This is a genomic window from Micromonospora sp. NPDC051296, assembly GCF_040682255.1.
GTDB lineage: Bacteria > Actinomycetota > Actinomycetes > Mycobacteriales > Micromonosporaceae > Micromonospora > Micromonospora craterilacus.
Genome location: NZ_JBFBAO010000264.1, coordinates 1 through 10,142, shown reverse-complemented (window position 1 = coordinate 10,142; position 10,142 = coordinate 1). Strand labels below are relative to the sequence as shown.

Below are 10,142 nucleotides of genomic sequence, written 5' to 3'. Positions count from 1 at the left end.
CGATATCCACGTCGTCGACGACGACCTGCTGCGCCGAGCCGGCGAGCTGGAGCAGGCGCAGCGCGAACCGCGCCGTGCCGAGCACCGGTTCGGCTCGATGCGTGAGCTGACCGGTGGCTTCTGCATCCTGTTCTGCTTCTGCCAGCCGCACGGCCCACGATGACCGCCCCGGCCGTACCGTCGCCAGGGCTGGCCCACCGGGACGTACCGGCCCGTCGCGACGTCCTGGTCGCCGCGGCGGTCTGGCTGCTCGACCTGGCGCTGTTCTCCACCGCCGGCACCGACCTCGCCCGCGCCGGCGGCGTGGGCGGCTCCACCGTCCTGCTGTTGGCGTTCGCGGTGCTCGGCCCGATCGCCCTGCTGTGGCGCCGCCGGGCACCGGTCACCGTGTTCGTGGTGGTCTGGGCCCTCGGTCTCGTCGGCACCGCCCTGGTGCCCGGCTACCAGCCGGTGCTCGGCGTGCTGGTCGCCCTCTACGCGGTGGGCGCGTGCGCGCCGGCCAGCCGCGCCTGGGTCACCGTCCCGGCGCTCGCCCCGTACCTGGTCATCGCCGCCAACGAGGCGTGGCTGGCCGGCCGCGAGGACGCCGGCCGGCGTACCGCCGTCTTCGTCGGCCTCACCCTGGTCTACGCCCTGGTCGTCGGTGGCACCTGGGCGTTGGGCTGGTGGGCGGGCAGCAACCGACGCCGGCTCGCCGCCGCCGAGCGCCTGCGGGCCGTCGAGGCGGAGCGCGCGGTAGCCGACGAACGGGCCCGCATCTCCCGGGAGCTGCACGACATCGTCGCGCACACGGTGACGGTGATGCTGTTGCAGGCCGGCGGCGCACGGCGCGTCCTGGCCACCGACCCGGACCGGGCCGGGCAGGCGTTGACCCACATCGAGCAGGCCGGCCGCCAGGCCGTCGAGGAGCTGCGCCGGATGCTCACCGTCATCGCGCCCGGCGACACCGCGCCGGTCGACCCCCGGCACCCGGGCCCCGGCGACGTCGAGGAGTTGGTGGCCCGGATGAGCGCCAGCGGGCTGCGGGTGGACTTCGCCGTCGACGGGCCGGCCCGGCCGGTGGACCCGAGCGTGGGCCTGGCCGTCTACCGGACGGTCCAGGAGGCGTTGACCAACGTGGCCCGGTACGCCGGCCCGCAGGCCACCGCCACCGTCCGGTTGACCTGGGCCGACGAGCTGGAGGTGGAGGTGCGCGACACCGGCGGCGACGGCACCGCCGCCGGTGGTGGTGCGCTGTCGACCGGGCGCGGGCTGGTCGGCCTGCGCGAGCGGGTCGCGGTCGCCGGTGGCGAGCTGACCACCGGGCCGGTGCCGGGGAAGGGCTTCCGGGTGTACGCCCGACTGCCGCTGCCGCCGGTCGAGGTGGGGGTGCCGTCGTGATCCGGGTGGTGCTCGCCGACGACCAGCCGCTGGTGCGCTCCGGCATTGCCATGCTGCTCGCCGCCGAGCGGGACATCGCGGTGGTCGGCGAGTGTGCCGACGGCGCCGCCGCCGTCGAGTTGGCCCGCCGGGAGCGGCCCGACGTGGTGCTGATGGACGTGCGGATGCCGGGCACCGACGGGGTCACCGCCACCCGCGACATCACCGCCGAGGGTGCCGGGGTGCGGGTGCTGGTCCTCACCACGTACCACGTGGACGACGCGGTCCGGGCGGCGTTGCGGGCGGGCGCCTCCGGCTTCCTGCTCAAGGACGCCGCACCCGACGAGCTGACCATGGCGGTGCGGGCGGTCGCGGCCGGCGAGGCGTGGCTGGACCCGGCGGTCACCCGGTCGCTGCTGACCGAGTTCGCCGCGCTCGGCGACCATCGCCGGCCCGTCCCGGGCGAGCTGGGCCGGCTGACCGACCGGGAGCGGCAGGTGCTGGTGCAGATGGCGTACGGGCTGTCCAACGCGGAGATCGCCGCCCGCCTGCACATCGGCGACGCGACGGTGAAGACCCATGTCGGCCGGGTGCTGATGAAACTCGGGCTGCGCGACCGGGCCCAGGCCGTCGCCGCCGCCTACCGGGGCGGGCTCATGCCGCCGTCCGGCTGAGCCGCCCCGCCGCCGTCGGGCGGTTGAGACGCCTCGCCGCCGGTTGGCCGAGGCAGCCCGCCGCCGGCCCGGGTCGCCCAGCCGGTGGTGATCAGCAGCAGGGCCGCGCTGTAGGTCGCCATCACCAGCACCCCGTGCCCGGGCGGCGTCGTCCCGGCCGCGCCGAGACCGATGAGCAGGTCGGAGAAAAGGAACAGCGCGCCGCCGACCGCGGCCCGGAGGTTGACGCCGGTCGCGGCGGCGGCCATCAGGCTCAGGGCCAGGCTGTACCCGAGCACGGGCAGCCGCAGCGCACCGAGCTGTGGCCACAACAGCGCGTTCGCCGCCGCCCAGAGCAGCAGGTACCCGGCCACCGCCGCCACCGGCGGTCGGCGGTGCCCGACGAACGCGGTGATCAACGCGAGTTGCGTGCCGAGAAAGCAGCCCATCCCGACCAGGAACGCGGTGTCTCCCGGCACCAGCAGCGCGATGTCCCCGGCGGTGGCGAGGACCAGCCCGATCGCGACCGGCCCCGACTGCCGGCGTGCCCACCACAGCCAGGCCAGCAGCAGCGGCGCCAGCAGCGGCTTCGCCAGCCACTGCACCTGGGTCGCCGCGACGGCCACGGCGACCAGCTCCACGACCGCCACCACGCCGAACGCCCACAGCAACGCGCTGCCCCGCGCCGGCCGGCCGGGCAGGCTGCTGTCGTGCGTTCGCTGGCCGGTCGGGCCGGTGTTCCGCTCCGGCTGGCTCATCGGGGCGGCGTTCCGTTCCGGGCGGTTCATCGGGCTGGCTGCCAGCCGGGGCGGCGCAGCAGGTGGGACAGCGCCTCGACTGCGATGAGCAGCAGGAACGTCGGCACGGCGTACAGCACGGCGGGGATCATGCGCGGCTGTCCTTTCTGGTGGGGGCGGTGAGGGGAGCCGTCAGCAGGGCACGGGCCTGCTCGGCGGCATCGTCGGCCCGGCCCTCGGCGATGGCCTCGGCCAGCCGGCGGTGCCCGGTGACGTCGAGCAGCTCGGCGGCGCGCCGCTGCGGCGGCACCTTGCCCACCGCGAGGGCGCCGGCCACCAGGCTGTTGAAGGCCAGCAGGTACGCGGTGTTGCCGCCGCCCCGCAGGATGTGCCGCCACAGCGCGATGTTGGCCTCGCCCATCGCCGGCAGGTCGGGGGCGAGGGCGGCGAAGTCCTCGGCGGCGCGCCGGATCTGCTCGCGTACCGCCTCGTCGGCGCGGCGGGCGCACAGCCGGGCCGCGTCGACGCCGATGCAGGCCCGCATGTCCATCATGTCGCGCACCAGCGTGGCCACCGGGAGCACGTCGCCCGACTGCACCAGCGACAGGGCGAGGTCCAGCCCGGCGTGCACCCGCCAGTCCAGCACCCGGGTCGCGTCGCCCTGGCTGACCCGGACCAGGCCGAGCTGCTGGAGCCGGCGCAGCGCCTCGCGTACGGCGTGCCGGTTCACCTGGAACGCCGCCGCCAGTTCCCGCTCGCCGGGCAGGTTGTCGTCGGTCCGGTAGGTACCGCTGACGATCGCGTCGCGCAGCTGACCGAAGACGAGGTCGGACACGGAGGCGCGAGTGACGGGTACGAATGCCATGCCCGGCAGTGTGGACCAGCGCGATCAACCCGTCAACTGGTTGGACCAGTACGCGACGCGGCCTCGGTGTCGTGCCGGCTAAGGTCGCCGGCCGTCGATCGCGTCGCCCGGTGCCGGCCAGGCGGGTGCGCCGGCAACGGCCGGCACCTCGGCCGAGGTGCCGGCCGGCCTTTCCGTCTTCGACACGCCGTGCAGCCTGTGATCAGGTCGTTGCGGCGAGTTAAGGTGCGATCGCATCTGGTGGCGGTCGGTACAGGAGGCGCCGGTGGCGAGTCGACGGCCTGGCCGGCTGGTCCGCGTCGCACTGCGGCTCGGATTCCTGACGGTGGTCGCCGGTGTCGCCTGGGGCGTTTACGACGTCACCGTCGGCGACGCCGCCCACGCCGCCGTGACCACACCGGACCGGCCGGTCAACCCGGCGACGGACCTGATCCGGGCCGTCGTCGCCCCCGTGGTCACCGCGGTCGCGCCCGGCCGGCAGGCGAGCGACGCGCCCCCACCGGCACCGGGCGTCCCGGCCGGACACCCCGAGGTGCCCGAACCGGCGACGCCGAATCCGCCACCCGCCGACCCGCCCCCGGCCGATCCACCCGCCGGTAACCCACCTCCGGCCGAGGCGGCACCGCCGCCCGCCCACCCATCGCCGGCCGAGCCCGACCCACCCGCCGGTGGCGCGCCCCCGGCCGAGGCGGCTCCGCCGCCCGCTCACGCGCCCCCGCCCGCTCACGCGCCCCCGGCCGATCCGGCTCCGCCGCCTGCCCGCACGTCGCCGGTCGAGCCGGCCTCAGAGTCCGGAAAGCAGCCGACCGACCCCGCCTCGCCGCCGGCCGCGCCGTCACCGTCGACGCCGGCGCACGCCCGCCCAGCGGCTCCCGGTCACGAGCCGTCCGCCGATCCGCCGGCACCGCGTGTCAGGTCGGAACCGCGCGGTCCGGCCCGGTCGGACAGCCAGGTGGTGGACGCCGTGGCGCAGGTGGTCGCGCCGGTGACCGAGGCCGCCCGCGACCAGGTCGTCGCCCCGGTGGCCGCCGCCGTGCGCCCGGTGGCGGACCCGCTCGTCGGCGCCCTGAGCCAACTCCTCGGCCCGCTGTCGCCGCTGCTCGACCCGATCGTCGCCGGTCTCGATCCGGTCCTGCGGGAGGCCGGGCCGATCCTCGGTCCGCTCGACCCGGTGCTCGACATCCTGGATCCGGTCGCCGGCCCGCCCCAGCCGCCGCCGGCCACCCCACCGGCGGTGCCCGACTCCGATCCGGACTCCGATCCCGCGCCCCAACCGGTGCCGCCGCCCACCTCGCCGCCGGTGCCACCGGCGGTCGACGTCCCGCCCTGCTGCACGCCGGGCGTCCCGGTTGTCGCCGACACCGTCCGGTACGTGGCCGCGTACCCGGCGACGCCCCGGCCGCGGGCGGTCGAGGCCACCGGCACCGGTGCGCCGGACCCCGTCGACCGGCGGGCCGACCGCACCCCGACGCCGTTTCCGGTGTCGCCGGCTCCGGGCACCAGCGGCGTCGACTCGACCGTGACCACCCACGGCGGGACCGCCGACACCCCGGCCGGCTGGACGCCGCCCGCGCTTCGAGGCCAGGTGACCCGGCCTGCCCGCACCCGGCGGCGTCCGTCCCGATCGCCGCGCCCGGGGAGCAGACCGGCCTGACCAGCGGGCCGACACCATGCACCGGGCCCCGCTACGAGGGTTCATTCGGGGTGTCGCGGCCGCCGCCACCGTGACGGCCGGTCGGCGCGACACCCGACGGCCGCCGTGCGCGGTCGTGCGTCACCGGCCCTGCTCGCCGCCCGCGTACGTCCGCGGGTCGCCGGCCTGGCCGATCCTCCACCTCGGACTTTCACCTGACCCGGAGTTCCCATGCACATCACCCTGCCGGTCAGCCGCGCCCGCTGGCGCGACATCGACTGGATCGTCGACCTCGTGACCGCCACCGTCGTCCCCACGCCCCTCGGCGGCTGGCTCGTGCCCGACGAGCGACGCCGTCCCGCGGTGGTCGCCGCCGTCGCCCGCATCTGGATCGAACACGCGCTGCTGTTCGGCGACGCGTTCCTGCTCAAGAACGGGGCCGCCGCCACGGTCTGGTTCCACCGCTACCGCCCGATCCCACCCCCACCTCGGTACGACGAGCGCCTCGAGGACGCCGGCGGCGACCACGCCGTACGCTTCCGCCGGCTCGATCACGTCCTCGCCGCGCGCCGCCCCGACGAGGCCCACAACCACCTGGCCTTCCTCGCCGCACCACCGGACGCCGGCCGGGCCGGCCAGGCCGCGGCGGTCCTCGCCGGCAGCCACCGGTGGATGGACACCCTCGGCCTGCCGATGTACGCCGAGGTGCACAGCGGCGCCGACCGCCGTCTCTTCCGCCGACTCGGCTACCGCGAGCGACACCGCCTGTCGGGGCCGGACGGCGTTCCCGTCGACCTGCTCTGGCGGCCCGCGCCACCGGTCGGGCTCGGCGGTGCGAGGTCTGCCGTGCCGGCGCTGGGTGTCGGACGCCAACCGGGCTCAGGGGTCGGGTAGCAGGGGCATCTCCGGGCCGGTGTCGTGGCCGAGCAGCACCGCGCGGGTCAGGGCCGCGGAACCGAACCGCTCGCGGACCGCGTCGACCGCCGCGTCCAACTCCGCCGACGGGTCGGGGTGCCAGGGCAGGGCCAGTTGGACGTGCCCGTCGCCGAGGTTGCCGACCGCCACGCCGATCAGCGTGACACCGCGCCGTTCGATCTCCGGCAGGGTCGCCCGCAGCAGCCCGCGTGCGGTGTCGAGCACCGTGCCGGTGTCGGTGGTCGCCTTCGCCAGGGTGCGCGAGCGGGTCGCCCGGGTGTAGTCGGCGAAGCGCAGCCGCAGGGTGATCGTCCGCCCGGACCGGGCGGACGATCGCAGCCGTCGGGTGACCCGGTCGACCAGGCCGGCGAGGATCGCGTCCAACTCGGCGGGGCGGTGCGCGGAGTTGCCCAGCGCGTGCTGGGCGCCCATGGACCCGCGCCGCCGGCCGACCTGGACCGGCCGCGGATCACGGTTGTGCGCCAGGGCGTGCAGGTGACGCCCGGCGCCGCCGCCGAGCAGCGACACCAGGGTTGCCTCGCCGAGCCGGGCGATGTCACCCACCGTACGGATCCGGTGCTGGCGCAGCTTCGCGGCGGTCACCGGGCCGACTCCCCACAGCCGTTCGACGGGCAGCGGGTGCAGGAAGGCCAGCTCCCCGGCGGGCGGCACGACCAGCAGGCCGTCCGGCTTGGCGACGCCACTGGCCACCTTGGCCAGGAACTTCGTCCGGGCGACCCCGACGGTGATCGGCAGGCCGACGCCCTCGCGTACCGCCCGGCGCAGCCCGGCGGCGATCCCGGCCGGCGGCCCGACCAACCGGCGTAGGCCGCCCACGTCGAGGAACGCCTCGTCGATGGAGAGCCCCTCGACCAGCGGCGTGGTCTGCCGGAAGATCTCGAACACCGCCCGGCTGGCCGCGCTGTAGGCGGCCATCCGGGGCGGGACGACGACCGCGTCCGGGCAGAGCCGACGGGCCTGCGCACCGCCCATGCCGCTGCGCACGCCCCGAGCCTTGGCCTGGTAACTGGCGGCCAGCACCACGCCACCGCCGACGATCACCGGACGGCCGCGCAGCCGTGGATCGTCGCGCTGCTCGACCGACGCGTAGAACGCGTCCAGGTCGGCATGCAGGATGGTGGCCTCGCCCGACACGCGGCCATCTTCGCACACATGTTCTAAAGCGGGGCGTGACCTGCCGCGAACTGCCGGTCGACCAAAGCCGACAGGGCGGCGTGGGTCTCCTCGTCGGCGGCCACCAGCAGCCCGCCCGCCCCGGTGTGCAACGGCTGTCCCCGGATGCCGGTGACCACGCAGCCGGCGGCCCGGCACAGCGCGATGCCGCTGGCGAAGTGCACGCTGTCCCGCAGTTGGCCGTCGGTCACGTACGCGGCCCGCCGGCCGGCGGCGACCCAGGCCACCGCGAGGGTGGTGGAGACCACCCGGGGCCGGAACCGCGCCTCGAATCCCGGGTCGGCGAGCAACCGGACGGCCCGGAACGTGGCCTCGTTCGGAAACGGCGGGTCGAGGTTGACCTCCACCAGGCGGGACCGCGCAGACGGGGTGATCTGCTCGTCGACGCCGTCGCGGCGTACGTGAGCCTGGTCGCCCTCGGTCCAGTACACCTCGCCGGCGAACGGGTCGGCGCAGGCGGCCACCGTCGTCGTCGCGCCCACCCGCAGGGCGACGTTCACCGAGGCGAGCATGGTACGCGCGGCGTAGTTCAACGTTCCGCACAGCGGATCGACCAGCCACACCCGATCGCTGCCGCCGGGCCCGGTGCGGCCACTCTCCTCAGCCAGCACCTCGTCCCACGGGCGGGCGGCCCGGAGCACGTCGAGAACCGCCCGCTCGGCGTCGAGGTCGGCGGCGGTGGCGAAGTCGCCCGCGCCCTTGTCGACGCGGGCCAGCGCCGTCCCGTACCGGGCGCGCAGCACCACCGCGCCGGCCTCGGCCGCGGCGACGGCGAGTTCCCCATCCGTGATCGACATGTCGCCCAGGCTAGGCCCTGTGGCGAAGTCCCTGGCCGGGCTGCAAAGACCTCGGTGCCGGGCGGTCAGCGGCGGGTGAAGGACTGCCGCACCACGCCGCCGACGATCGCGCACCAGGTGCCGGTACCGACCTTGCCGTTGCGGGGCAGCCCGTGCAGGGCCTGTAGGTCCCGGACCGCCCGAGGGGTGGCGTGGTCGTAGCCACCGGTCACCGCGACGTCGGCGTACCCCTTGAAGTTGAGCAGGTACTGCACGGCGGTGACCGGCAGGCCGGCGGAGTGCTGGTCCAGCTCCGGGGCGAGGGTCTCCCAGGTCCGGGCGGTCAGCGTGGCGTCGACGTCGACCGGCAGGCCGTTGCGGGCCTGCCAGTCCTGTACCGCCGCCACGGTGGCCGCGTCGAACACTCCGGTTGGTTCGACGGGGTAGCCGTGGTGGGCGAGCAGGTACTGGGCCACGCGCACCGAGGGGGAGCTGACGAAGCGCCACAGGTCCGGCCAGCGTCGGGCCGGCACGTCGCCGAGGCTGGTGCCGAGGGCGCGGAAGACCTGCCGCCGCAGGGACGGGAACTGCCGGTAGAAGGCCGCGCCAGGGCACTGGGTGGTGCGGAAGTCCCAGTGGCCGAAGATGTCATGCGCGTGCAGCCCGTACCGCCGGCAGATCGTCACGCAGAGCCGCACCAGCGAGTCCAGCAGCGCCTCCGGTGGCGTCTCGTCGACGTACGTCCCCTCGTTCTCGATGCCGATGGCCCGGCCGTTCTCCCCGGGGCAGTGCGCGGAGATCATCTGCCGGTCGCCGGCCCGCAGCCGCTCCAGGCTGCCGCGCCGGCCCTCCAGCACGTACCCACCCCGGCTGACGGTGAAGTGCTGGCCGGTGTCCGACCAGCCGTTGCCGTCGATGTGCAGGTCCTGGCAGTCGCGGGCCAGTTGCACCGCCTGCTCGCGGGAGTAGTCGGTGACGTTCGGGAAGGCCATGTGGTGCACGATGATCTTGTTGGTCGGGGTCGCGCTGACCGACAGCGGATCCTTCGGCGGACGGGCGCCCCACCCGTCGCAGCTGATGATCCAGTCCAGGTCCGCGCCCGCGTCGGCCCGCGCGGGGGTGGGGCGGGCGAGGTCGGTCCCGACCACGGCGACCGTGGCGGCGCCGAATCCGGCGCGCAGCAGGGTCCGGCGGTCCAGTTCGGTGTGCTCGGTGTGCATGGCGTCTCCTCCGGGACCGAATGAAAACCAGCTCCATCGACCGTGCGTGATGTGGAGGATATTGCCAAGACGAACGGCTGCGCCAGAGGTCGAGGCGGAGTTACTCCTCGATGGCCCCGCCGGCGCGGCGCAGGTGCTGCCGGAAGGTCAGCGACGGGTCGGCGGCGCGGGCGGCCAGGCAGTCGGCGAACCCGGCACCCGCCCTGGCCAGGTCCAGTTCACCGCCGCTGGTCCACCGTCGACCGGTCGTTGACCGGGGGTGCTACCAGTGACGTCGTGTCCGTGACCGACCATCCCGCGCCGGCGGCGGCGACCGCCGGGTCACCCACCGGCCACCGTGCCCATCGGACGAGCCGCCAGGCAGCTGTCCGGCCGGTGACGGCACCTGTCGGGCCGATGGCCGTGCGGGCCGTGGGAACGATAATGACCAGCGTGCGGAGGAGCGCCGTCCGGCTACGCGGAGCGCGGGGAGTGGTGGCATGACCGGCTGGCGGGTTTCCGGCTACACCCCGGTCCGCCGGCTCGGTGCCGGCGCGTCCGGCAGCGTCGACCTCGCCGTCCACGACGGCACCGGCACGCCCGTGGCGATCAAGTACCTGACCGGTAGGCCGGACGACGCCTCGTTCCGGGCCGCCTTCCGTGACGAGGCCCGGCTGCTGGCCGACATCGACGACCCGTACGTCTGCCGCCTCTACGAGTACGTCGAGGCACCGGGCGGCGCCGCGATCGTGATGGAGCTGGTCAACGGCGTCTCACTGCGGCAGATGCTGCGCGCGCAGGGCCCGACAAC

General features: G+C 75.4%; 10 protein-coding genes. 5 read left to right on the top strand and 5 right to left on the bottom strand.

Annotated elements, in window-relative coordinates:
• The first annotated feature begins 159 nt into the window (after window positions 1-159).
• Together AB0M52_RS24110 and AB0M52_RS24105 are read left to right on the top strand one after the other, a co-directional pair.
• The gene (locus AB0M52_RS24110; protein ID WP_363957726.1) at window positions 160-1,380 is read left to right on the top strand and encodes a histidine kinase; all 1,221 of its coding nucleotides are present in this window, start codon (window positions 160-162) and stop codon (window positions 1,378-1,380) included.
• Window positions 1,377-2,033 (top strand): response regulator transcription factor, encoded by a 657-nt coding sequence (locus AB0M52_RS24105; protein WP_363957723.1) that lies wholly within the window; start codon window positions 1,377-1,379, stop codon window positions 2,031-2,033. Before AB0M52_RS24110 ends, AB0M52_RS24105 begins: the two co-directional genes overlap by 4 nt.
• Here the strand turns inward: AB0M52_RS24105 and AB0M52_RS24100 are convergent.
• The gene (locus AB0M52_RS24100) at window positions 2,000-2,800 is read right to left on the bottom strand and encodes a lysoplasmalogenase (RefSeq protein ID WP_363957720.1); all 801 of its coding nucleotides are present in this window, start codon (window positions 2,798-2,800) and stop codon (window positions 2,000-2,002) included. The genes AB0M52_RS24105 and AB0M52_RS24100 overlap by 34 nt on opposite strands.
• Before the next feature lie 97 nt (window positions 2,801-2,897).
• Window positions 2,898-3,614 (bottom strand): GntR family transcriptional regulator, encoded by a 717-nt coding sequence (locus tag AB0M52_RS24095; RefSeq protein WP_363957717.1) that lies wholly within the window; start codon window positions 3,612-3,614, stop codon window positions 2,898-2,900.
• 265 nt (window positions 3,615-3,879) lie between these two features.
• Here AB0M52_RS24095 and AB0M52_RS24090 point away from each other — a divergent pair, with 265 nt between their 5' ends.
• Together AB0M52_RS24090 and AB0M52_RS24085 are read left to right on the top strand one after the other, a co-directional pair.
• A complete protein-coding gene (locus AB0M52_RS24090) occupies window positions 3,880-5,268 on the top strand; it encodes a hypothetical protein (RefSeq protein WP_363957714.1) in 1,389 nt (462 codons plus the stop codon).
• 210 nt (window positions 5,269-5,478) lie between these two features.
• Window positions 5,479-6,141, top strand: coding sequence for a hypothetical protein (locus AB0M52_RS24085; protein ID WP_363957711.1), 663 nt, complete (start codon window positions 5,479-5,481; stop codon window positions 6,139-6,141).
• Here AB0M52_RS24085 and dinB read toward each other — a convergent pair.
• The 3 genes from dinB to AB0M52_RS24070 form a co-directional block, all read right to left on the bottom strand.
• Window positions 6,127-7,317 (bottom strand): DNA polymerase IV, encoded by a 1,191-nt coding sequence (gene dinB / locus AB0M52_RS24080; RefSeq protein WP_363957708.1) that lies wholly within the window; start codon window positions 7,315-7,317, stop codon window positions 6,127-6,129. The genes AB0M52_RS24085 and dinB overlap by 15 nt on opposite strands.
• Window positions 7,318-7,340: 23 nt before the next feature.
• Window positions 7,341-8,153: an inositol monophosphatase family protein gene (locus AB0M52_RS24075; RefSeq protein WP_363957705.1), complete on the bottom strand. Its 813-nt coding sequence runs from the start codon at window positions 8,151-8,153 to the stop codon at window positions 7,341-7,343.
• 65 nt (window positions 8,154-8,218) lie between these two features.
• Window positions 8,219-9,352 carry an N-acetylmuramoyl-L-alanine amidase gene (locus AB0M52_RS24070; protein ID WP_363957702.1) on the bottom strand — a complete coding sequence of 378 codons (1,134 nt, stop codon included), beginning with the start codon at window positions 9,350-9,352 and terminating at the stop codon, window positions 8,219-8,221.
• 479 nt (window positions 9,353-9,831) lie between these two features.
• Between AB0M52_RS24070 and AB0M52_RS24065 the strand changes: the two genes are divergently transcribed.
• Window positions 9,832-10,142, top strand: a 311-nt coding sequence (locus tag AB0M52_RS24065) for a protein kinase (RefSeq protein WP_363957699.1), incomplete at its 3' end; no start/stop codon positions are given.

Excerpts from the sequence above, each read along its gene's own strand:
- AB0M52_RS24110 (WP_363957726.1), top strand. The coding sequence starts at position 160 with ATGACCGCCCCGGCCGTACCGTCGCCAGGGCTGGCCCACCGGGACGTA.
- AB0M52_RS24100 (WP_363957720.1), bottom strand. The coding sequence starts at position 2,800 with ATGAACCGCCCGGAACGGAACGCCGCCCCGATGAGCCAGCCGGAGCGG.
- AB0M52_RS24085 (WP_363957711.1), top strand. The coding sequence starts at position 5,479 with ATGCACATCACCCTGCCGGTCAGCCGCGCCCGCTGGCGCGACATCGAC.
- AB0M52_RS24070 (WP_363957702.1), bottom strand. The coding sequence starts at position 9,352 with ATGCACACCGAGCACACCGAACTGGACCGCCGGACCCTGCTGCGCGCC.
- AB0M52_RS24075 (WP_363957705.1), bottom strand. The coding sequence starts at position 8,153 with ATGTCGATCACGGATGGGGAACTCGCCGTCGCCGCGGCCGAGGCCGGC.
- AB0M52_RS24095 (WP_363957717.1), bottom strand. The coding sequence starts at position 3,614 with ATGGCATTCGTACCCGTCACTCGCGCCTCCGTGTCCGACCTCGTCTTC.